At 64.9% G+C, this 22,273-nt stretch carries 22 protein-coding genes and 1 tRNA gene; 6 read left to right on the top strand and 17 right to left on the bottom strand.

What is annotated here, in order from left to right; genetic code table 11:
- Nucleotides 1-8: 8 nt before the first annotated feature.
- Nucleotides 9-887, top strand: a complete 879-nt coding sequence (galU, locus tag GTZ97_RS03390; RefSeq protein WP_161649096.1) for a UTP--glucose-1-phosphate uridylyltransferase GalU — start codon at nt 9-11, stop codon at nt 885-887.
- On the opposite strand, the gene GTZ97_RS03385 is transcribed toward galU, so the two are convergent.
- The 6 genes from GTZ97_RS03385 to GTZ97_RS03360 are packed head-to-tail and all read right to left on the bottom strand — an operon-like array spanning nt 872 to nt 6,591.
- Nucleotides 872-1,435: a shikimate kinase gene (locus GTZ97_RS03385; protein ID WP_201748143.1), complete on the bottom strand. Its 564-nt coding sequence runs from the start codon at nt 1,433-1,435 to the stop codon at nt 872-874. The two genes, galU and GTZ97_RS03385, sit on opposite strands and share 16 nt — an antisense overlap.
- A gap of 25 nt (nt 1,436-1,460) precedes the next feature.
- Nucleotides 1,461-3,668, bottom strand: a complete 2,208-nt coding sequence (locus tag GTZ97_RS03380) for a type IV pilus secretin PilQ (protein ID WP_161649095.1) — start codon at nt 3,666-3,668, stop codon at nt 1,461-1,463.
- Nucleotides 3,665-4,204 (bottom strand): pilus assembly protein PilP, encoded by a 540-nt coding sequence (locus GTZ97_RS03375; RefSeq protein ID WP_161649094.1) that lies wholly within the window; start codon nt 4,202-4,204, stop codon nt 3,665-3,667. The genes GTZ97_RS03380 and GTZ97_RS03375 overlap by 4 nt, the downstream gene beginning before the upstream one ends.
- Entirely contained in the window at nt 4,204-4,887 is a 684-nt protein-coding gene (locus GTZ97_RS03370; RefSeq protein WP_161649093.1) for a type IV pilus inner membrane component PilO, read from the bottom strand. The genes GTZ97_RS03375 and GTZ97_RS03370 overlap by 1 nt, the downstream gene beginning before the upstream one ends.
- Before the next feature lie 7 nt (nt 4,888-4,894).
- Nucleotides 4,895-5,515, bottom strand: a complete 621-nt coding sequence (locus tag GTZ97_RS03365; protein WP_161649092.1) for a PilN domain-containing protein — start codon at nt 5,513-5,515, stop codon at nt 4,895-4,897.
- A complete protein-coding gene (locus GTZ97_RS03360) occupies nt 5,512-6,591 on the bottom strand; it encodes a pilus assembly protein PilM (RefSeq protein ID WP_161649091.1) in 1,080 nt (359 codons plus the stop codon). Before GTZ97_RS03360 ends, GTZ97_RS03365 begins: the two co-directional genes overlap by 4 nt.
- Nucleotides 6,592-6,835: 244 nt before the next feature.
- On the opposite strand from GTZ97_RS03360, the gene GTZ97_RS03355 reads away from it, so the two are divergent.
- Nucleotides 6,836-9,214 carry a penicillin-binding protein 1A gene (locus tag GTZ97_RS03355; protein ID WP_161649090.1) on the top strand — a complete coding sequence of 793 codons (2,379 nt, stop codon included), beginning with the start codon at nt 6,836-6,838 and terminating at the stop codon, nt 9,212-9,214.
- 44 nt (nt 9,215-9,258) lie between these two features.
- On the opposite strand, the gene cyaY is transcribed toward GTZ97_RS03355, so the two are convergent.
- A complete protein-coding gene (gene cyaY / locus GTZ97_RS03350) occupies nt 9,259-9,588 on the bottom strand; it encodes an iron donor protein CyaY (RefSeq protein ID WP_407926726.1) in 330 nt (109 codons plus the stop codon).
- Between the two features lie 50 nt (nt 9,589-9,638).
- On the opposite strand from cyaY, the gene lptM reads away from it, so the two are divergent.
- On the top strand, nt 9,639-9,905 hold the full coding sequence (lptM, locus tag GTZ97_RS17055; RefSeq protein WP_407926722.1) for an LPS translocon maturation chaperone LptM: 267 nt from the start codon (nt 9,639-9,641) through the stop codon (nt 9,903-9,905).
- Entirely contained in the window at nt 9,902-11,170 is a 1,269-nt protein-coding gene (gene lysA, locus GTZ97_RS03340; protein ID WP_161649088.1) for a diaminopimelate decarboxylase, read from the top strand. The genes lptM and lysA overlap by 4 nt, the downstream gene beginning before the upstream one ends.
- 102 nt (nt 11,171-11,272) lie before the next feature.
- Here lysA and GTZ97_RS03335 read toward each other — a convergent pair whose 3' ends face one another.
- Both GTZ97_RS03335 and GTZ97_RS03330 read right to left on the bottom strand, forming a co-directional pair.
- Nucleotides 11,273-12,580, bottom strand: coding sequence for a porin (locus GTZ97_RS03335; RefSeq protein WP_161649087.1), 1,308 nt, complete (start codon nt 12,578-12,580; stop codon nt 11,273-11,275).
- A gap of 174 nt (nt 12,581-12,754) precedes the next feature.
- Entirely contained in the window at nt 12,755-13,825 is a 1,071-nt protein-coding gene (locus GTZ97_RS03330; protein ID WP_161649086.1) for a porin, read from the bottom strand.
- Nucleotides 13,826-14,018: 193 nt separating this feature from the next.
- Here GTZ97_RS03330 and ruvB point away from each other — a divergent pair, with 193 nt between their 5' ends.
- The gene (gene ruvB / locus GTZ97_RS03325) at nt 14,019-15,128 is read left to right on the top strand and encodes a Holliday junction branch migration DNA helicase RuvB (RefSeq protein ID WP_407926721.1); all 1,110 of its coding nucleotides are present in this window, start codon (nt 14,019-14,021) and stop codon (nt 15,126-15,128) included.
- A gap of 19 nt (nt 15,129-15,147) precedes the next feature.
- On the opposite strand, the gene GTZ97_RS03320 is transcribed toward ruvB, so the two are convergent.
- The 5 genes from GTZ97_RS03320 to upp all read right to left on the bottom strand — a co-directional run bounded on the left by GTZ97_RS03320 (nt 15,148) and on the right by upp (nt 18,390).
- Nucleotides 15,148-15,387 carry a sulfurtransferase TusA family protein gene (locus GTZ97_RS03320; RefSeq protein ID WP_161649085.1) on the bottom strand — a complete coding sequence of 80 codons (240 nt, stop codon included), beginning with the start codon at nt 15,385-15,387 and terminating at the stop codon, nt 15,148-15,150.
- A gap of 15 nt (nt 15,388-15,402) precedes the next feature.
- Nucleotides 15,403-16,305 (bottom strand): cysteine synthase CysM, encoded by a 903-nt coding sequence (gene cysM, locus GTZ97_RS03315; RefSeq protein WP_161649084.1) that lies wholly within the window; start codon nt 16,303-16,305, stop codon nt 15,403-15,405.
- A 48-nt stretch (nt 16,306-16,353) separates the two neighbouring features.
- Nucleotides 16,354-16,438: transfer RNA gene (locus GTZ97_RS03310), tRNA-Leu, on the bottom strand.
- 30 nt (nt 16,439-16,468) lie between these two features.
- Nucleotides 16,469-17,740, bottom strand: a complete 1,272-nt coding sequence (locus GTZ97_RS03305) for an amidohydrolase family protein (RefSeq protein WP_161649083.1) — start codon at nt 17,738-17,740, stop codon at nt 16,469-16,471.
- An 8-nt stretch (nt 17,741-17,748) separates the two neighbouring features.
- Nucleotides 17,749-18,390: a uracil phosphoribosyltransferase gene (upp, locus tag GTZ97_RS03300; protein ID WP_161649082.1), complete on the bottom strand. Its 642-nt coding sequence runs from the start codon at nt 18,388-18,390 to the stop codon at nt 17,749-17,751.
- Between the two features lie 110 nt (nt 18,391-18,500).
- Here upp and GTZ97_RS03295 point away from each other — a divergent pair, with 110 nt between their 5' ends.
- Nucleotides 18,501-19,112 carry a rhomboid family intramembrane serine protease gene (locus GTZ97_RS03295; RefSeq protein ID WP_161649081.1) on the top strand — a complete coding sequence of 204 codons (612 nt, stop codon included), beginning with the start codon at nt 18,501-18,503 and terminating at the stop codon, nt 19,110-19,112.
- 20 nt (nt 19,113-19,132) lie between these two features.
- On the opposite strand, the gene GTZ97_RS03290 is transcribed toward GTZ97_RS03295, so the two are convergent.
- From GTZ97_RS03290 to GTZ97_RS03280, 3 genes are all read right to left on the bottom strand, one after another.
- Nucleotides 19,133-20,119, bottom strand: coding sequence for a DMT family transporter (locus GTZ97_RS03290; protein WP_201748142.1), 987 nt, complete (start codon nt 20,117-20,119; stop codon nt 19,133-19,135).
- A 59-nt stretch (nt 20,120-20,178) separates the two neighbouring features.
- On the bottom strand, nt 20,179-21,108 hold the full coding sequence (locus GTZ97_RS03285; protein ID WP_161649080.1) for a DUF4394 domain-containing protein: 930 nt from the start codon (nt 21,106-21,108) through the stop codon (nt 20,179-20,181).
- Between the two features lie 116 nt (nt 21,109-21,224).
- On the bottom strand, nt 21,225-22,247 hold the full coding sequence (locus tag GTZ97_RS03280; RefSeq protein ID WP_236650982.1) for a DUF2189 domain-containing protein: 1,023 nt from the start codon (nt 22,245-22,247) through the stop codon (nt 21,225-21,227).
- Nucleotides 22,248-22,273 lie beyond the last annotated feature (26 nt).

The raw sequence follows: 22,273 nt of genomic DNA, 5'->3' as shown, positions 1-22,273 counted from the left end.
GAACCAACATGCAGATCACCAAGGCCATCTTCCCGGTTGCCGGCCTCGGCACCCGCTTCCTGCCTGCCACCAAGGCCCAGCCCAAGGAAATGCTGCCGGTGGTCGACAAGCCGCTGATCCAGTACGCGGTCGAGGAGGCGTACGCCGCCGGCATCCGCGAGATGATCTTCGTGACCGGTCGCCACAAGCGCCCCATCGAGGACCACTTCGATACCGCGTTCGAGCTGGAGTACGAACTGGAGCAAGCCGGCAAGCTGGAGTTGCTGCGCACCGTGCAGTCCATCAAGCCGGACGACATGGAGTGCGTGTTCGTGCGCCAGCCCAAAAGCCTGGGCCTGGGCCATGCCGTGCTGTGTGGCGAGCGCCTGGTGCGCGGCGAGCCGTTTGCCGTGCTGCTGGCCGACGACCTGATGGTCGGAGAGCCGCCTGTGCTGCAACAGATGGTCGAGCAGTTTGCTGCGCTCAAGAGCTCGATCCTGGCTGTTCAGGAGGTTCCGGCCGAGCACACGCGGCGCTATGGCATCGTGGCGGGCAACACCGTCTCGGAGCGCCTGGTCAATGTGCAACGCATCGTCGAGAAGCCCGCACCGGACGCGGCGCCATCACGCCTGGGCGTGGCGGGCCGCTACATCCTGACCCCTGCGGTGTTTGATCAGATCCGCGCCCAACCCCGTGGCGTGGGCGGCGAAATCCAGCTGACGGACGGCATCGCCGGACTGCTGGCCAGCGAACGCGTCTACGCCTACTGCTACGAGGGCAAACGCTACGACTGCGGCAGCAAGGAGGGTTTTCTGGAGGCCAACGTCGAGTTGGCACTGCGCCACCCGCAGATCGGCCCCGGCTTTGCGGCCTACCTGCGCACCCTGACGCCTCAGATCGCCGACTGAGGCGCCTGCGCCCCGGGAAGGGGCAGCAGGCCCGCCATGTCGAGCTGCATGGCAATCATGTTGACCAGCGTGGCCACAGAGGGGCGCCCCGTGTCGATGCTGTAATGCGCCACGGCCTCGTAAAGCGGGTGTCGCTCATCGTACAGGGCCTTGAGTTTCGCCTTCGGGTCGGCCACCTGCAGCAAGGGGCGCTGCGTGTCGTGCCGCAAACGGCGAAACAGCTCATCGGGCGTGGACCGCAGGTAGACGACCGTGCAGCGTGACTGCAGGTGTTCGCGGTTCTCTGGGCGCAGCACGGCACCGCCCCCCGTGGCCAACACCATCGACTCGCCGGGGCCGGCGCAAGTCAACTCATCGATGACCTTGGCCTCTTCGTCTCGGAAGGCTGCCTCACCGTGCTCGGCAAAGTAGGCCTTGATGGGCATGCCGAAGCGCGCCTCCAGCGTCGAATCGGCATCCACGAAACGCACGCCCAGGCGGCGCGCAAGCTGACGCCCGACGGTGGACTTGCCGCCGCCGGGCAGGCCCACCAGGGCAATGACCGTCAAACCAACTGCTCCAGACAGACAGGGATCAACGCAGACCTGAGCGATCCGAGACGACCTTCGGGGTGAGGAAAATCAGCAACTCTGAGCGACGCGATGAACGCTGGCTGTTGCGGAACAGCACGCCAACGCCGGGGATATCGCCGAGTAGCGGCACCTTCTGCTGCGTCACGCTCTCGCTTTGCTGGAAGATGCCACCGATCACCACCGTGCCGCCGTTCTCCACCAGCACCTGGGTCTTGACTTGCTTGGTGTCGATGGACGGGCCGGCACGGGTTTCCTGACCGACGCTGTCCTTGTTCACATCGACATCCAGGATGATGCTGCCCTCAGGCGTGATCTGCGGTGTGACTTCCAGCTTCAGCGTGGCCTTGCGGAAGGCCAGCGCGGTGGCGCCGCTTGAGGTCGCCGTTTCGTACGGAATCTCGGTACCTTGTTCGATCAGCGCCTTGACCTGGTCTGCCGTGATCACGCGGGGGCTGGAAACCACTTTGCCGCGACCATCGGCTTCCAATGCAGAGATCTCGAGATTCAGCGCATGGTTCACGCTCGACGAGAACAGCGACACGCCCATGGTGGCAGCAGAGAAGCCGTTCAAGCCATTAGCAGGCAGGTTGACGAAGTAGCTGTTGGCGATAGAGGAGGTGGCAGCTCCACCAGTTCCGCCTGTTCCCCCCGTGCCTCCGGTGGCAATCTGCCCAGTCGAGCCGACCACACCGGAATAGTTACCGCCGATACCCAAATTGAGCCGCCCGGATGAGGCAACTGAATTGCGATTGAGCGTGCCCAGTCGGACACCGAGCGTGCGGCCGAAAGAATCGTCGGCCTCGACGATGCGCGCCTCGATCAGCACCTGGCGTGCGGGCACATCGATCTTGGCAATCATCTGCTGGATTTCTTCCAGCTTGCTGGGAATGTCGTTGACGAACAGCTGGTTGGTGCGCGTCTCGAAAATCACGCTGCCACGCGGCGACAGAATGCGCGTCGAGTTGTTGCCCCCGGCCGAGCCGCCCGTGTTGTTGCCGGTCAGGCCCTTGGCGATCTCTTCAGCCTTGGTGTAGTTGAGCTGGAAGGACTGCGTACGCAGTGGCTCCAGCGCGGCCACCTGGGCCTTGGCCTCCAGGTCCATCTTCTCCTTGGCGTTGATCTCGTCCTTGGGGGCGATCCACAGCACATTGCCGGTCTTGCGCACGCCCAGGCCCTTGGCCTGCAGGATGATGTCCAGCGCCTGATCCCAGGGCACGTCCTTCAGGCGCAGGGTGACATTGCCCGTCACGGTGTCGCTGGTCACCACGTTGAAGTTGGTGAAGTCGGCGATCACCTGCAGCAGCGCACGCACTTCAATGTTCTGGAAATTCAGCGACAGCTTCTCACCCGCATAGCCGGGACCCTGCGTCAGCTTGTTCGGATCGGTCTTGCGGGCGCGCACCTCCAGCACGAACTGGTTGTCACTCTGGTAGGCAGAGTGTTCCCAGTCACCAGTCGGCGTCACGTTCAGTCGCACGCGCTCACCCATCTGCGTGGCCGTCATGTCCTGCACGGGCGTACCGAAATCGGACACGTCGAACTTGCGGCGCAGCCGGTCTGGCAAGCTCGCGCCAGAAAACTCGACCACGAGGGCCTTGCCCTGCTGGCGAATGTCGACACCCACCTGATTGTTGGGCAACTCAACCACCACGCGACCGGAGCCATCCGAACCACGGCGGAAGTCGATGTCACGCAGCGCCAACGGTACGGCGTTCATGTTCGAGGCGAAACGGGTCCCGGACTCGCGCACGGGCGTGGCCTGCGCAGGCGCTTCAGCCGCGGCCACAGGCGCCGGGGCTGCGCCAGCCGCCTCCAGCGTCAGCAGCAGGGTCTTGCCCTGAACCTGGGCCCTGTAGGTGGAGGGCTGCCGCAGGTTGAGCACCAGACGCGTGCGCTCACCGGCCTGCGCCACGTTGACCGATCGAACATTGCCCTGGTTGATGTCCACCAGATTGCGGCCCAGCGCGTTGGTGACACCCGGCAGGTCAATGGCCACCCTCGGCGGCGCCTGAACCACGAAGCCGGCCGGCAGAGACGCCAGCGGCTCGCTCATCTCGATGCGGATGACATCGGCACCGCCCTGCTGCGAGCTGGTAATGGCCTGAATCGCCGCGGCGGCCCAGGTCAGCGGCGACATCACGGCCAAGGTCAGGCCAGCCATTGCAATGCGCCACGGTTTCATCTTGGGGGTCTCCAGCATCGTCATCATTGTCCTGCCTCCTGCAGCTGCAGGGTGGCGGTGCGCTCGATCCACTCGCCTGCGGCGTCCTGCACGATTTCTCGCAATTCGATCTCGGTCTCGGTGATCTTCATGATCTTCCCGTAGTTCTGGCCGAGGTAGTCCCCCGCCTTGACCTGGTACAACAGGTTATCCACGCGCAGCAGCGCATAAGGTGCGCCGCGCTTGCTCACGCTGCCCACCATGGTCATGCTGTCCAGAGGGAACGCTTCCAGTGGCTCCTTGCGCCGGTTCAGCTCAGCCGACACAACGGAATTGGGCTGCGCGGCCTCCTGACGCAGAGCCCCGGTCAGCTTCTGAACGCTGAACGGCTCGGCCCCTTCGGCGCCGGCATAGGCCTGAGGGCTGAAGCGCAACGGCGGCGACAGAGGCTCCACATTGGGCCGCACCTGCTGACGCTGCTGCGCCATCCAAGATTGCAGCTCCTCTTCATGCCCGCTGCATCCGGCGAGCAAGGCCGCCGACACACACAGCGGCCACAGCAGTCTGGGGGAATAACGCGTCATCACTTCGTGGCCCCCGCTTTGGCTTTCGCATCCTTGTTCGCCTGAACTTCGGCTGGGTCGAGGTAGCGGTAGGTTCTCGCGGTGGCCTCCATGTAGAGGTTGCCCGACGCATCCTTGGCCACGACGTTGCCAATGACCAGTTCGTGCAGGGTCACGATGCGCGACAGGTTGGCTACGTCGGCGGTGAACGCACCGATGTCGTGGTAGCGACCCGTCACGCGAATGGCGATGGGCAGTTCTGCGTAGTAGTCCTTGACCACCACCTGCCCAGGCCGGAACAACTCAAACTCCAGGCCGCGACCGAGACCGGCCTGGTTGATGTCCGACAGAAGCGCGTCCATATCGGCCTTGCCGGGCAACTGCTTTTCCATCTGCTTGACGTACTCCTCGACCTGGATACGCTGCTTGCGCAGCAACTCCAGGTTGACGGCCTGGGTCACCTTGTTCTGAAAATCGGCTTTGAGTTGCGGCTCACGGTCGCGCTCGGACTGCAACTCCTCTTGCTGGCCGGACAGCAGGGCCGCCCAGCCGAGCAGCACCACCAGCGCGGCGGCTGCCACGAAGGCTGCTGCCTTGGGCAGCACTGGCCATTGCCCTGGCTCGTTCGGATTGAGTCCTTTGAACTGGTCCTGCGCGTCCTGGAACCACGCGTTCAGGTCGATGTTGGCGTTCAGTTTGGCCATTCCTACCTCACACCTTCGGCGCAGCGGGCGCCGACGCGCCCGAAGCCGCTTCTGCTGGCGCCACATCCTGGGGCCGCTTGAGCGTCAAGCGCATGGAAAACTCGAACAGCCTGCGCGACTCGCTGGCACCGCGACCCGCGGGCGCGGCCTTGATCTCAACCAGCTCGGGCTGCGCCAACCACGGCGACCGGCTGTTCGCGTTGCGCAGGAACTCGGACACGCGCTCGTTGCTTTGCGCCATGCCGCTGACCAGTACGCTTTCGCCGCTGTGCCGGATGGCGGTCAGGTAAATGCCTTCGGGCGTCTGGGCAACCAGTTCATTGAGCAGATGGACGGGCACATTGCGGTCGGTCTGCAGATCTTCGACCGCTCGCTGCCGGGCCTTGAGCGATTCGATCTCACCCTTGAGCGTCGAGACGTCCTTGATCTCGGTTTCCAGCTTGGCAATGGCGTCCATCAGGACCGCGTTGCGCTCCTGCTGGCTGCTGATCATCTGCATCTGGACGCCGTACCAGAACACCACGATGGCCACACCAGCCAGGCCGGAGACCCCCAGACCGGCGAAGAACGCCTGCTTGCGCAGCCGGCGTTTCTCTTCGCGGTGGGGAAGAAGGTTGATGAGGATCATGCGAGGAACCTCCGCATGGCCAAGCCACAGGCGGTCAGATAGGAAGACGCTTCGCGCCGCAACTTGCTTTCACGCACGGCAGAGCCCAGCTTCATGCCTTCGAAGGGATTGACCACCATCGACGCAAAGCCGGTCAGTTCGGTGACCCGGTCCTTCAACCCGGGCAGGGCTGCGGTACCACCAGCCAGCATCACGTAATGGACCTTGTGGTGCGGCGTGCTGGTGAAGAAATACTGCAAGGCACGGCCGATCTCCTGCGAAAGGCTGTCGACAAACGGGGCCAGCAGTGCGCCCTGGTAATCCTCGGGCAGGTCTCCCGACAGCTTCTTCTGCTCGGCCTCTTCGTAAGAAAATCCGTACTGACGCGAGATCAACTGCGTCAGCTGGGCGCCGCCGAAAGCCTGATCGCGGTCGTACAACAACTCATTGTCACGCAGCACTTTGAGGCTGGTGTTTTCTGCGCCGATCTCGAACAGGGCGACCAGTGCGTCCTTGCCCTCGCCCGGGAGAGAGGCAATCAGTCTTTGCATGGCCAGGCGCGAGGCGTAAGACTCGATGTCCAGCACGGCAGGCTTCAGCCCAGCCGCTTCGGCAAGGCCTTGGCGGTCCTGAACGCGGTCTTTGCGCGAGGCAGCGATCATCACTTCGACATCGCCCGCCGAGGTCGGGCTGGGGCCAATCACGCAGAAGTCCAGGCTCACTTCGTCGAGGGAGAACGGAATGTACTGGTTGGCTTCCGCCTCGACCTGCATTTCCATTTCCTCTTCGCGCAGGCCGGCCGGTAACATGATCTTCTTGGTGATCACGGCCGACTGGGGCATGGCCATGGCCACGTGCTTGGTACGTGTGCCACTTTTGCTTACAACTTTTCGCACCGCCTCGGCGACTTCGTCGAATTTCTCAATCTGGCCATCCGCGATCCATCCCTTATCGAAAGGCTCGGACGCAAATCGATCGAGAACGTATTCCCCATTGCCTGATTGACTCAGTTCTACCAGCTTCACGCTCGATGAACTGATGTCCAGCCCGATCATCGGCGGATGTTTGCGGCCCAGGAGCGTGTCAAGAAAACTCACACCATCCTCCACGCGCCCAAAGAGGCGCTGGAACGTTAAAGAAAGCCGTTGAATCGTATCAGCAAAAAAAATGTGAATGAACGCGAAGAAAGCAGGAGAAATCCCGCGCTCGTTGCGCGATGCACACGCCTTACAAACCGTTGCAACCCGCGCGCAAAAAACCCGCGGGCTGGGGCAGGCAGATCGGCCGGGCGTCAGAACCCCGGGGTTTCTATAATCACGGCTCCGCATTGAGCCGAACCCCATGAGCGCATCCGAGCCCCGATCTTCTTCGCCACGCAGCCGCGGCGCGCTGCGCGACACTTGGTGGTGGCAGTACCTTGGCCGCCCCCTGCTGATCGCGGGTGGACTGCTGGCAGCGGCGGGCCTGGCTGGCGCCATGCTGTTGGCCACGGCACTCTCGGTGGCCTACCCCAAGCTGCCGGAGGTGACCGGGCTGAGCGCCTATCGGCCGGTGATGCCGCTGCGTGTGTACTCTGCCGAAGGCATGTTGATCGGCGAGTTCGGTGAGGAAAAGCGCAACTTCGTGCGCATTCGGCAGATTCCGAAGGTCATGCGGGACGCCGTGCTGGCGATCGAGGATGCGCGCTTCTACGAGCATCACGGAGTGGACTACATCGGCGTCATCCGGGCTGGTCTGGCGAACTTCGGAGAGGCCCGAAGCCAGGGCGCGTCCACCATCACGATGCAGGTGGCGCGCAACTTCTACCTGCCCACCGAGAAAACCTTCACCCGCAAGATCTACGAGATCCTGCTGGCGCTGAAGATTGAAAGCGAGCTGACGAAGGACCAGATCCTCGAGCTCTACATGAACCACATCTTCCTGGGTCAGCGGGCATACGGCTTCGCGGCGGCCAGCGAGATCTACTTCGGCAAGCCACTGGAGGAAATCAGCATTGCCGAGGCAGCCATGCTGGCGGGCCTGCCAAAGGCCCCATCGGCCTACAACCCGATCCGCAACCCGAGACGCGCCACCGTGCGGCAGCTGTACATCCTGGACCGGATGTACGAAAACGGATTCATCACGGCTGCGCAACGGGACCAAGCCAAGAAAGAACAGCTGAGCTACCGGCGCAAGGACAGCATCCCGGCAGAAGCCGAGTACGTTGCCGAGACGGCACGCCTGCTGGTGCACGAGCGTTACGGCTCACAGGCTTACACCCGCGGGTTGAATGTGTACACCTCGGTTTCAATGGCCGAGCAGGCTGCGGCCTACCACGCGTTGCGCAAGGGTTTGCTGGATTTCGACCGGCGCCAGGTCTGGCGCGGCCCCGAAGGTCATGTGAATCTGCCCGCAGATCGCAACCAGTGGGATGTGGCCATTGCAGAAGCCTTGGAGGATCATCCGGACAGCGGCGACATCGTGGCCGCCGTGGTGCTGGAGGCCGAAGCGCGACGACTCAAGGTTGCGCTGCAGTCAGGCGAGCATCTCGAGCTGACCGGGGATGCGGTGCGCGCCGCCGCCAGCGGCCTGGGCGACAAAGCCAACCCCAAAACACAGGTGCGGGTGGGTTCCATCATCCGTGTCATGCCGGATCGGCAAAAGAAGTGGTCCGTTGTGCAGATGCCAGTGGTCGAGGGTGCGTTCGTGGCGCTTGATCCACAAACGGGCATGCTGCGCGCCATGGTGGGTGGCTTCGAGTTCGATCGCGCCAAGTTCAACCGCGTCACGCAGGCCTGGCGCCAGCCCGGCTCCAGCTTCAAGCCCTTCATTTACTCGGCTGCGCTGGAAAAAGGCTTCACCCCATCCACCATGGTCAATGACGGCCCCTTGTTCTTCCCAGGGAGCGCCACGGGCAGCAAGCCATGGGAGCCGAAGAACTACGACGGCAAGTTCGAAGGGCCCATGAGCCTGCGCCGGGCGCTGGCGAAGTCCAAGAACATGGTTTCCATTCGCGTGCTGCACTCCGTCGGCGCCCAGTATGGCCAGGAGTGGGTGACACGCTTCGGCTTCGATGCCGAACGCCACCCGCCGTACCTGACCATGGCGTTGGGCGCCGGCTCCGTCACGCCCCTGCAGATGGCCAGCGCCTACGCCGTGTTCGCCAACGGCGGGTATCGCCTGAATCCGGAACTGATCGTCAAGGTGACCGACAGCCAGGGGCAGGTGCTGGCCGAGCACCGAGAGTCGCCGCTGGACGAGCGGATGCGCGCGATTGACGCGCGCAACGCCTTCATCACGTCCAGCCTGCTGCAGGAGGTGACCCGCTCAGGCACCGCCGCGCGCGCGCAGGGCACGCTCAAACGTCCTGATCTGTACGGGAAGACCGGCACGACCAACGACTCGATGGATGCCTGGTTCGCGGGCTACTCGCTGCACCAGGTGGCCGTGGTGTGGATCGGCTACGACAAGCCGCGCAAGCTGGGCGACCGCGAAACCGGTGGTGGGCTGGCCTTGCCTGTGTGGATCGACTACATGAGCACCGCCCTGCGTGGCAAGCCGGTGATGGAGCCGACGCCTCCCGAAGGTCTCGTGAACCTGGGCGGCGAGTGGTACTACGAGGAATTCACGCCCGCAACCGGGGTGCGCGAGCTCGTGGTGGAGGAAGGCGAACCACGCGATGCGCCGCCGGTACCCAGCGAGGGCGAGCGGCGCGACATTCTCGACCTGTTCAACAACTGAGTCACGGAGTCGAGCCCCGCGGGGCCCTTTTCGCGGGCCCCGTCTCAGGCGAACTGCAGCGGCTGCCCTGCTTGGTCGCTCGCGCAGTCCGACAACAGCGAAAAGAACTCGGCGCCACTGCGCGTATCCAGCCAGCGCCCATCCGTGCTCAGCCGGAAATGAAAGCCGCCCTTGCGCGCCGCCAACCACAATTCGTGCAGGGGCGGCTGCGCGTTGATGATGAGCTGACTGCGATTGGGCAAGGTCAGGGTGATCATGCCGCCCGTACGGGCGCTGTCGATGTCGATGACGTCGTCCTGCAGCCAGGCGTCCACTGTGCGCTCCAGCCGGGCCAGTGTGGCGCGAATGGCCTCGTCATACTGCGCATCAGACAAGCCAGAGGGGGTCTCGTGGGCGGACATCGGTGCTTCCTTAGAATGTGGGCATGAACAACACTGCCCGGATTCTAGGGATGTGCCAGCGTGACGCACACCCTGCTCGCACATCTCCACGACGGCGAGCAGCCCTCTTGGTGGCGCTGGCCGCCAGCCTGGGCTTGAACGCCTGCGGCCTCAAAGGCCCGCTGTACCTGCCCCAGCCAGAAGGTGGCCAGACGCCTCGGTCATCGCCCAACACCCCGACGGGCGGCGCACCGCATGCCGCCACCACGCCAGACCAACCGGCGCAACCTGCCCCCCCGACCCGACCATGAACCTGCCTGGATCCCCCTTTCTGAGCCGCGATGCGGGTGAACTGTGCCTTGACGGCCATCGCCTGCGCGATCTGGCCACCCGCTTCGGCACGCCGCTGTACGTGTACTCGCGCCGTGCCATGCTGGCGGCGCTGGCCCCCTATCAACGCGCCCTGGCCGGTCGCCCTCACCTGGTCTGTTATGCCGTGAAGGCCAACTCCAACCTGGCCGTGCTGCAGACGTTTGCGCAAGCCGGTTGCGGCTTCGACATCGTCTCAGGCGGTGAGCTGGCGCGCGTGTTGGCAGCGGGCGGTGAAGCCAGCAAGGTCGTGTTTTCGGGCGTTGGCAAGACGCGTGACGAGATGCGCCAGGCCATCGCCGCGGGTGTGCGCTGCTTCAACGTGGAAAGCACGGCCGAACTGGAGGTGCTGTCTGAGGTTGCTGCAGGCATGGGCCAGCGCGCGCGCGTGAGCCTGCGCGTAAACCCCGACGTGGATGCCGGCACGCATCCCTACATCTCCACTGGCCTCAAAGGCAACAAGTTCGGCGTCGCCCACGAGCAAGCGTTGGCAACCTACCGGCGTGCCGCCAGTCTGCCCGGCATTGAGGTCGTGGGCATTGACTGCCACATCGGCTCGCAAATCACCGAGGTGGCGCCCTATCTGGATGCGCTCGACCGTGTACTCGATCTGGTTGAAGCCATCGAGGCGGCTGGCATCACGCTGCACCACATGGACCTGGGGGGCGGCCTGGGCATCACCTACACCGATGAGACCCCCCCCGGCGCCGATACCCTGATCGCCGCGCTGCTGGCCAAGATCGACGCACGCGGCCACGGTCACCGCGAGGTGCTGTTCGAACCCGGCCGCTCCCTGGTGGGCAACGCGGGCGTACTGCTGACCGAGGTCATGTACCTCAAGCCTGGCGAGCACAAGCAGTTCTGCATTGTCGATGCCGCCATGAACGACCTGATGCGCCCGGCGCTTTACGAAGCCTACATGGGCATCGTCAACACGCATGAGCGCACTGAGCCCGGTGAAACCTGGGACGTGGTCGGCCCGGTGTGCGAATCTGGCGACTGGCTGGGGCGTGACCGGCAACTGGCGGTACAGCCCGGCGACGTGCTGGCCGTGCTGTCGGCCGGTGCCTATGGCATGACCATGGCCAGCAACTACAACACCCGCGGCCGTGCAGCCGAGGTGATGGTGGATGGCGAGCGCGTCGTGCTGGTACGCGAGCGCGAGAAGGCGGCCGATCTGTTCAAACTGGAAAAGCTGGTGGACTGAGCGGGACAGGCCGGCGTCTGCCGCCGGCCCGCTTGCTGCGCTCGCCACGCAGGCGTAAAAAAAACCGCCCGAAGGCGGTTTTTTGCTGGTCGCGCGAGGCGATCAGAACGTGTGGCGCACGCCTGCACCGAAGTAGGTCGACTTGCCGCCGGCGTTGATGCCAGCGCCAGCGAACACCGGCGTTTCGCGGAAGCCCAGCGAGGTGGCGATCACGTCAGGACCACCCACGACAGCCAGGGTTGCAGGACCAGCGCGGAAACCAGCGTCTGCAGCCTGACCTTCGTCGTCCTTGATCTGGACGAACCGTGCGAACAGCGAGGTCCGCTTGGACAGCGCGTACTCGGTACCCAGCATCAGACCGGTGTCCTTACCCTTGGTGAAGTTCTTGAACTTGATCTGCGACACCTGAGCCGAGAACGTCCATGCATCCACGGGCACGCGCACGCCCGCAGCCGCAAACTGCAGCTTCAGGGAACCGTCACCATCGGTCATGTCGTACTTGCCCTGGCCAGCGGTACCGCTGATCATGATGTTGCTGCCCGGCACGATGTACTTGGCGCCCAGGTTCAGCGCGCTGTACTTGTCCAGGGAGAACGTCGACACAGTCGTCGAGTTGGTCGCGCTGCTGTAGAGACCGAAGCCCGCGCCGTCGAACTCGTTACGGTGGTAGCCCAGGGTAACGTTGAGGTTGTCGTTGAACGCGTAGTTACCGAAGAAGCCGACAGAGCGACCGTTCTTGTTGCCGGCGCGCTCGCCACCCGCACCCGAGCTACCCAGAATGCCGCCGTTGGCGGAGCTCACCTGGCCACCGCGAGCCGCCGAGATGATGTCGTTGGCGCCGGCATTGGGTGTATAGGCCACCGACGCGGTCAGACCACCTGCCTTCAGCCAGTAGCTGATCTGGTTGTCCTGACGCACCATCAGGTTGTTGGTGGCACCGCCCTCGATGAAGAGGTCGGTTGCACCAAAGCGCTCACCGGTCACGAAGGCGGTGGAGTAGAAGATGGGGGCGTACTGACGGCCCAGGCGGACTTCACCGACCGGGGTGGTCAGGCCAACGTAGCTCTGGCGACCAAAGAAACGGCCATCCTGCGACAGCGCGCCGGTGTCGTGTGACAGCTGGCCTTCCAACACGAACGAGGCCTTGAAGCCACCACCGATGTCCTCGGTACCGCGGATGCCGTAAGACGTCTGCGACGTGGCGCTGGGCGACACACGGGTCACGCTGGACTTCACGCCCTGCGATGCGGGGTTCAACGGAACCAGACGAACGCCTTCTGTCTTCTTGACGTGGTCAACGCTGACGTCAGCGTTACCGTACAGCGTCAGGCTGGATTGAGCGTATGCAGCGCCCACGCCGAACGTGGCGAGGGCCACGGCAACGGCTTGGGTCAGAACAGTCTTTTGCATGAAGTATCTCCTTGGTCCCCCCGCGTTTCAGGGGTCAATGGATTGTCCTTTTCTCCCCTGAATCACCGCACCGGGTTTGACCTAGGTGTCGTGAAATGACGACAGAGGGGCTTGCTTGTCCGCAAAACCAATAAAAAAGGGCCCGAAGGCCCTTTGTCGGTCCGTAGGAACCAATCAGAAGCGGTGAACCACACCCACCGCGAAACCACGCGAGCTGTCGCCTGCGTCCGGTTGAGCGATGTCGGAGCCACCCACGCGGAGGCGAGCGCCGTCGTCGTTCGACACATGCGTGAACAGACCGTACAGCGAGGTGCGCTTGGACAGGTTGTAAGTGCCCTTCAGAGCCAGGATCTTGGCATCGTTGTCGGCGGTCGCGCCGAAGTTGATGTCCTTGGCCTGAGAGAACGACACCTGGGCCTTGAAGGCTTCCGTCACGGGCACGTCGACGCGCACACCGTAGACCTTGCGCTTCTTGTCGGCGTTGGTCTGGTCGTCCTGGTTCAGGTAACCGGTCAGCTTGGCCGCGCCAAAGTCATACGACACGTAAGCCAGCAACGCCTTCTGCTTCAGATCTTCGTCATTGTCTGCCTTGGCGTGCAGATAGCCCAGGCCGGCGCCGAACGGGCCGCCAGCGTATTGCACGCTGAGACCATAGTTCTTGCCAGCATCGCTGTCCGCCACTTCGGTGCCGTTCACGTCAGTGCTGTACTGCAACTGGGCGGTCAGACCTTGAGCCAGCTTGGGCAGCACATAGGTGATGGCGTTGTCCGTATAACGGTAGGCGTTGCTGCTCGCAGCAAACACACCGACGATGGCCAGATCATCGTATGCCTGAGCACCGGTGATGGCCGTGTTGCCAGCGATGGCGCCGATCGAAGTGTCCTGGCGACCCAGACGCAGTTCACCGAAACCACCTTCAAGGCCCAGCCACGCAGCGCGGTCAAAGAAACGAGTGGTGCGAGCGTTGGACACCGAGCTGCCTCTGGTGCTGCCGCTGGCACCGGTATCCGCGCCCACCCCGGTTTCCAGCACGAACTTGCCCTTCAGGCCGCCACCGATGTCTTCGGTGCCACGCAGGCCGAAACGCGACGTGGTGTGGTTGCTGGAGGTCACGCGGGAAACGGACTCTTCGCCCTTCACGCTTTCCAGTGACAGATCCACCACGCCATACATGGTGACGGAAGATTGAGCCAGAGCAGCAGACGAGGCAGCGACGGCAGCCAGAGCAATCAGGGTCTTTTTCATTGACTTCTCCAATGTTGATCCAGGGGTCTCGACCGGGTTGCCCTGTGGGCAGGAATGATTCCCGTTCGCCGAAACTGCACACATTCCATCAGAGTTTTTCCGGGGCTTTGATGACAGGGTTGTCATATGTGGACGTCCACACGGCCCATTGTTGCTTGATGGCAACAGGTTGATGCGCGCGGATAATGAGCTCATGAGCATTCAGACCGATGACATGGCCGGTGGCGCGATGCGCAAAGGCAAACGCCCAGCCGCCGCGGTGGATCAGCCGGAAGGCCTGGCAGCCGATCGGATGGTCAGCGGCGTGGTGGCGCCCGGCGGCGAGGAGGCGCTGGAGCGCGCGTTGCGCCCCAAAGATCTGGATGAGTATGTGGGTCAGGCCAAGGCGCGCGAGCAGCTGGAGATCTTCATTGGCGCGGCGCGCAAGCGTCAGGAGGCACTGGACCACGTGCTGCTGTTCGGCCCACCGGGACTGGGCAAGACCACGCTGAGCCACATCATCGCCACCGAGCTGGGTGTGAACCTGCGCCAGACCTCGGGGCCGGTGCTCGAGAAACCCAAGGACCTGGCAGCCATCCTCACCAACCTCGAGCGGCACGATGTGCTGTTCATCGACGAGATCCACCGGCTGAGCCCGGTGGTGGAAGAGATCCTCTACCCCGCGCTGGAGGACTACCAGATCGACATCATGATTGGCGAGGGGCCGGCAGCGCGCTCGATCAAGCTGGATCTGCAGCCGTTCACGCTGGTGGGCGCCACCACGCGCGCGGGCATGCTGACCAACCCGCTGCGCGACCGTTTCGGCATCGTGGCGCGGCTGGAGTTCTACACCGCCAGCGAGCTGCAGCGCATCGTGACGCGCTCGGCCGGGTTGCTGGGCGCACCGATCGACCCGGAAGGCGCCATGGAGGTGGCCCGTCGCTCACGGGGCACACCCCGGATCGCCAATCGCCTGCTGCGCCGGGTGCGCGACTATGCCGAGGTCAAGGGAGACGGTCGCATCACACGACATATGGCCGACAAGGCACTCGCGATGCTGGATGTCGACCCGATTGGCCTGGATGTGATGGACCGCAAGCTGCTGGACGCCATCATTCACCGCTTCGACGGGGGGCCGGTGGGGCTGGACAACCTCGCCGCAGCCATTGGCGAAGAGCGCGAGACGATCGAGGATGTGATCGAGCCCTACCTGATCCAGCAGGGCTATCTGCAGCGCACACCGCGCGGGCGCATCGCCACGGCCGCGGCTTATCGCCACCTCGGCCTGCTACCGCCACAGGGTGGCGACCTGCTGGCCGAGTAAGCGCGGGACGCGCCGCCGCTCAGCGGCGACGCAACAGGTGAGCGAACTCGTCCTGCCCGTTGACCTGGGTGGTGTGCTGCTCGATGAGGTCGTTGCCGGTCTGACGGGCAAAGGCCTGGAAGTCACGGACCGAGCTGGGGTCGGTGGCCAGCACCTTGAGGACCTCGCCGCTGTGCATGTCTGCCAAGGCCTTCTTGGCCTTCAGGATGGGCAGCGGGCACGTCAGGCCGCGGGTGTCGATTTCTTTGTGGATCTCCATGACGGCTTTCCGGATTCAGGCGGGGAACACGCCCGTGGAGAGGTAGCGGTCTCCGCGGTCGCACACCACGAAGACGATGGTGGCGTTGCGCACATTGTGCGCCACCTGCAGCGCCGCCCAGCAGGCGCCGGCTGCAGAGATGCCGCAGAACAGCCCCTCTTCGCGGGCCAGGCGACGGGCCATGTCTTCGGCGTCGGTCTGGCTGACCAGCACCAGCTCATCCACCCGGCTGGGTTCGTAGATCTTGGGCAGGTAAGCCTCGGGCCACTTGCGGATGCCGGGGATGCGCGAGCCGTCCTGCGGCTGGGCACCCACAATGCGCACCGCCGGGTTCTGCTCTTTGAGGAACTTCGACACGCCCGTGATGGTGCCGGTGGTGCCCATGGCGCTGACGAAATGGGTGACGCGGCCTTGCGTATCGGCCCAGATCTCAGGGCCGGTGGTGTCGTAGTGCACCGCCGGGTTGTCGGGGTTGGCAAACTGGTCGAGCACGACGCCCTTGCCTTCGCGCACCATCTGGTCGGCCAGATCGCGGGCGTACTCCATGCCGCCACTCTTGGGCGTGAGGATGAGTTCGGCGCCAAAGGCCTTCATGGTCTGGGCGCGCTCGATCGAGAGGTCTTCCGGCATGATCAGCACCATGCGGTAGCCGCGGATGGCGGCCGCCATGGCCAGCGCGATGCCGGTGTTGCCGGAGGTGGCTTCGATCAGGGTGTCGCCGGGTTTGATCTCGCCCCGGGCTTCGGCCCGGCGGATCATGTTGATCGCGGGGCGATCCTTGACCGAACCAGCCGGGTTGTTGCCCTCGAGCTTGGCCAGGATGACATTGCCACGCGCGTCGTTGTCGGCACCCGGCACCCGCTGCAGGCGTACGAGCGGGGTCTTGCCGATGGCGTCTTCGAGGGTGGGGTAGTTCATGGTCACGCGGCTCACGCGCATGGCCAGCGCGGGTGTGGACTTGCTGCGTGGTGCCCCGGGCCGGACTCGAACCGGCACTCCTTTCGGAACCGGATTTTGAATCCGGCGCGTCTACCAATTTCACCACCAGGGCACAGCAGTCAGCCTGAAAGGATAGCACAGCTCATGGCTGGAAGGAGATGGCCGCTGGCCGGCCAGGCAACGCCAACTGTGCGGTGCGCGGCAGGGTGCAGGCCACCTGCTTGCCGCCGCGGAACACCGCCAGCCGCGTGGCGCGCAGCCGGATGGCCTCCACAGGGTCGCGCGCCTGCAGCAGCACGAAGTCCGCGCGGCAGCCCGGGGCCAGCCCGTAATCCGCCAGACCCAGGATGCCCGCCGGCGTGGTCGTCACGGCATCGAAACACTGGCGCATGGCCTGCTGCCCAGTCATCTGAGCCACGTGCAAACCCATGTGGGCCACGTCGAGCATGTCGCCCGAGCCCAGGCTGTACCAGGGGTCCATCACGCAGTCATGGCCGAAGGCCACGGGCACGCCCGCGGCCAGCAGTTCGGGCACCCGGGTCATGCCGCGGCGCTTGGGGTAGGTGTCGTGCCGGCCCTGCAGGGTGATGTTGATCAGCGGGTTGGCGATGGCGGCCACGCCGGCTTCGCGGATCAGCGGGATGAGCTTGCTGACGTAGTAGTTGTCCATGCTGTGCATGGAGGTCAGATGCGAGCCGGCCACCCTGCCCTGCAGGCCCAGGCGTACGGTCTCGCAGGCCAGGGTCTCGATGTGGCGCGAGAGCGGGTCGTCACTTTCGTCGCAGTGCATGTCGACCCGGAGGCCGCGCTCGGCAGCCATCTCGCACAGGATGCGCACGGATTCGGCACCCTGGGCCATGGTGCGCTCGAAGTGGGGGATGCCGCCGACCACGTCCACGCCCATGTCGAGGGCACGCGTGAGGTGATCCAGTGCCCCCGGGCTACGCAGCAGGCCGTCTTGCGGAAAGGCGACCAGTTGCAGATCCAGATACGGCTTGACACGCTCGCGTACGTACAGCAGCGCTTCGACCGCCAGCAGCCGCGGATCGCACACGTCGACATGGCTTCGGATGGCCAACAGGCCCTGGGCCACGGCCCAGTCGCAATAGCGCAAGGCCCGCTCGACCAGGGCGTCTTGTGTGAGCAGTGGCTTGAGCTCGCCCCATAGCGCGATGCCCTCCAGCAGCGTGCCCGAGGCGTTGACGCGCGGCAGGCCGTGGCTGAGCGTGGCGTCCATGTGGAAGTGGGCGTCGACAAAGGGTGGGCTGAGCAGCTGACCCTGCGCATCGAGCTCGGTGGCGGCCTGCGCTGACAGGGCGGGCTCGACCGCGACGATGCGTCCGGCTGAGACGCCCACGTCGATGCCCGTGCGGCCGTCAGGCAGGTTGGCGCCGCGAACAATGAGGTCGAGCATGGTGCGCCTTACACCGTGCCGTAGATGCGGTCGCCCGCATCGCCCAGGCCCGGCACGATGTAGCCGTGTTCGTTGAGGTGGCTGTCGAGCGCCGCGGTGAAGATGGGCACCTCGGGGTGGTGGGCCTGCAGCGTGGCCACCCCCTCGGGCGCGGCCAGCAAGCTCAAGAGCTTGATCTGGCCGCAACCCGCCGCCTTGATACGGTCGATGGCGGCCACGGCCGAGTTGCCGGTGGCCAGCATGGGGTCGACGACGATGACCTGGCGCTCGGCGATGTCAGCCGGCAGCTTGAGGTAGTACTCGACGGGTTGCAGCGTGGCGTGGTCGCGATACAGGCCGATGTGCCCCACACGCGCCAGGGGCACGACCGAGAGCACGCCATCGAGCATGCCGTTGCCCGCGCGCAGGATGGAGACGATGCACAGCTTCTTGCCGCTGATCACCGGCGACTCCATGGGCGCCACCGGCGTCTGGATGGCCATGGGCTCGGTGGGCAGGTCGCGCGTGGCCTCGTAAGCCAGCAGCTGGCTGACCTCGCGCAGCAGACTGCGAAAGACATCGGTGTTGGTGTCGGCGTGGCGCAGCCAGGTGAGCTTGTGCTGCACCAGCGGGTGGTGAACGACGTTCAAGGCGGGGAAGTCGGCGTGCATGCGCGCTCCTGATGACAGACCATGGACATGTTGCCAGAGCCCAGCGAAATGCATGCCAATGCCCGATGCGCCTATCATGCGGGTTCCATTGCGTTCACCCGCTGCACCGCATGCCACCCTTGCCCCCCATCACCCAGGCGCTCATCCTCATCAACGTGGCCGTGTTCTGCCTGGACATCGCGCTCAACCACATGTTGTCGGCCTACATGGCGTTGTGGCCGGTGCAGAGCCCCTTCTTCATGCCCTGGCAGATCGGCACCTACGCCTTCCTGCACGGCTCGATCATGCACCTGTTCTTCAACATGTTCGGGATCTGGATGTTCGGCGGCGAGCTCGAGCGGATCTGGGGCCCGCGCCGTTACATGCAGTTCTTTGCTGCCTCGGTGCTGGCTGCAGCCGGCGCGCAGCTGGTGATTTCGCTGCTGAGCGGCTCGCCCAACCCGACGGTAGGCGCCTCGGGCGGCCTGTTCGGATTGTTGCTGGCCTTCGGGATGATGTTCCCCAACCGCACCATCATGCCGCTGTTCCCGCCGATCCCGATGAAGGCCAAGGTGTTCGTGGCCATTTACGGCGGCATCGAGCTGTTCTTCGGCGTCACGGGCACAGCCTCTGGCGTGGCCCACTTCGCCCACCTTGGTGGCATGCTGGGCGGCTGGCTGATGATGCGCTACTGGCGCGGTCAACCGCCGTTCGGTGGCGGTGGCCCGCGGCGCGTGCGCTGAACCCGCGGTCTGGCGCAGGATCAGGGCGGGCCCGCGGCCTGGTCGCCTCCTTGTTTATCGACCTGTTTGTCAGCCGCACCCTCGCGGCGCGATGACAGGGCGATGCCTGCCGCAATGAGGCCGAGTGCCACGGGGTGATACCAGGCAGGGCCTTCGCCCAGCAGCATCAGCGACCACATGGCCGCAAACAGCGGCGTGAGGTTGGCAAAGAAAGCCGCGCGGGTCGGGCCGACCGCCTGCACAGCCAGACCCCAGCAGCGGTAGGCCCAAAGCGACGGGCCCAGCGCGATGAAGACGATGGCCAGCCAGGCCCACGGGTCACGCAACCAGACCCACCCCGCCCCATCGGGCACATGGGCCTGTTCTACCCCGGCGGCCAGCACGGCCCACAGCAGGCCATACATGACCTGTACCCACAAGAAATCGGCCCAGTTCCAGTCGGGGCGCGCAGCGCCCCGCAGGTGGGCCGGCGGGCGCGCCAGCATCCAGCTGTAAATCGCCCAGGCCAGGCTGGCCAGCAGCATGTACAGGTCGCCAGGCACCCACTGCCAGTGCGTGAGCGTGTCCATGCGCCCTTGCGACATGACGGTGGCCACGCCGGCCAGCGATGCGACCGCGCCCAGCGCCTGCCGCGCGTGCAGCGCCTGTGCATGGCGCAACCACCCCACCAGCATCATCCACACCGGCGAGGTGGCCGCGATCAAGGTAACGTTGATGGGCGACGCCGTGTGCAGCGCCAGATACTGCAGCAGGTTGTAGCTGCCCACGCCCAGCGCCCCTAGCACGATCAGGTGGCGCCAGCGCGACAACCAATCTGCAGGCTGCCTGACCGCACGCGCAGCCAGGGGCAGCAGCAACACCGCCACCAGCGCCCAGCGCAGGGCATTGAGCGTGGCAGGCGGCACCACGCCCACCATGAGTCGGCCCACCACGGCATTGGCAGACCACATGACAGGCGGGATGAGCAGGCAGGTCAGCACCCGCCAAGGCGGCACGGCAATCGACAAGGCATCCCTTCAGGGAAGATGGCACACCCTGCGATTACACCAGCAGCCGGCGGAGTGCGTCAGGCGACGGCCTGACGACGGCGCGCCACGCCCGCCACGAGCGCCAGGCCAGCGATGGCCATCACCCAGGTGCTCGGCTCCGGCACGGCGGGAATGGCGGTCAGGCCGACCAGCGGCGCCTGCAGCACGTTCCCGCCCACGCCAAAGGCCCCAAGGCTGGTGGCGGCCCCCGTCATCAGGTCGATGCGGTAGAGCTGGCTCAGGCCGGTGTCGCCATCGGTCAGCGCCGCGTAGGCCTTGCCGCTGGGCGACACATCGAATCCGGAGACCCCAATCACGTTCACGCCAAGGCTGCCGACAAAGGTCATGGTGCCGGCGTTGGGTGCCGCGGTGGTGAACAGTGCGCCCGTCCTGGCATCGATGCCGTACAGCGTGGTGCCGGTGGCCGGATTGGTGTCGTTGTTGGTGTAAGCGGAGGCCACGATGGTGCTGGTCGCGCCATTGAGCGGGGCATCAACGAAGGTCTGTCCTTCGTTGCCAGCGTTGACGTTGATGCGCAGGTTCTGGCCCGCGTTGCTGACCACGCGCAGCGATGGCAGGCTCATGCCGGCGTCGGGCACGGGGTTGAAGTCGATGCCAAACGAGGTACCAGACAAGCCCATGAAGCTCCCGCCGCCTGCCGCCGGGCTGCCGGCGTTCAGCGTGCCCAGCAGGGTGGCCGCGCCGGACTGAACGTCCAGCGTGTACAGGCGGCCCAGGCTGCTCAAGGTGTAGAGCATGCCATCGGAGGGACGCCAATCCATGCCCAGCAGGCGTTCATTGCTCATGAGCCCGCTGACCTGCACAGCGTTGAATCCCATGGTGGGCGCCGTGCTGTCGAGCTGGATCAGCTGGTTGGTGGTGGTGAGACCGACAAGCCGCTCTGCGTGGGCAGGCAGGACTTGGACGGACAGACAAGCCGCGGCCAGGGCCGCAATACGCCATTTCATGGTGAACTCCTAGCTGGAATGTGTGATGGTGAAAGCCGCGCGGATGCGCGACCTCTTCCAGCTACGTGACGGAATTCACACTGGATGCATGCCCTTTCAAAGAGCAGGGCTTTGATTCAAGGCGAGTTGTCTTGCGCGTCGGCCGGCCGCTTCGTGGCGGCAACGTAGGCATGCCACGACGCGTGGCCCAGCACCGGCGCAGCCACCAGCAGTCCGAGGAAGCCGGGCAGCATGGCCAGTCCCACCAGCAAGGTGATCAGGGCGCCCCATAGCAACATGATGCCGGGCTGGGTGGTCACCAGACGCATGCTGGCCAAGCCGGCCGAGATGGCGTCAACCGCCCGGTCCATGATCATGGGCATGCTGATGACGCTGATGGCGTAGATCAGGCCGGCGAACACGGCGCCCACGGCCAGGTAGGCGGTGAAGAAGACCAGATATTCTTCGGTCATCAACTCGGCCAGCGGCAGACTGAAATCGGGCACACCGCTGAAGCTGACAGCAAACACGATCATGGCCGCCCGCCCCCAGAGCATCTCGAGCACCAGCAACACGGCGGCAAAAATGGCCAGCTGGCCGCTGCTGAAGCGCCAGGCGGTGAGCGAGCTCAGCAGCCTGGGCTGACGCCCCTGGCTCAGGCTGCGGCTGACCTGATACAGGCCCAGACACAGAAACGGGCCCATCAACAGAAAGCCAGCCGACAGCGCCAGCGTGTACTCGGGCGCGTAATTGAAGACGGCCAGCAGCAGCCAGCCCATCACCACAAAACAGACCCCATAGAACAGGCCAATGCCCGGCGTGCGCGAGAAATCCTGCCAGCCCAGCGCCAGCCAGCGAAACGGGTCACGCCAGCTCAGTTCGGCCAGCGGCATGTCGAGCACGCTGGGCTCGCGGGCGGGGTCACGCTCGGCATCCAGCACGGGCGACCAGGCCACCTGCCCGGGTGTCTCGGCCAGCCCCATCACCGGCTTGAGTGGCGCCTCGGCCAGCGGGGTCATGAACACGGAAGGCACCGGCTCAGCCGCCTCGCTCACGCTGGGCTGCGCCGGCCAGGATGCAGGTCGGCGGGCCGACACCTTGCGACGCGGGCTGCGTCGACGCGACATCACAGCAGGCGACAGACGGGTGGTGGTGCCCATGGTGCATCCTCTCCAGCGCTTGGGGA

The sequence above is a fragment of the Aquabacterium fontiphilum genome, from assembly GCF_009909205.1.
Classification (GTDB): Bacteria; Pseudomonadota; Gammaproteobacteria; order Burkholderiales; family Burkholderiaceae_C; genus Aquabacterium; species Aquabacterium fontiphilum.
The sequence above is the reverse complement of the archived record's forward strand: the minus strand, read 5'-3'. Positions and strand labels throughout refer to the sequence as shown.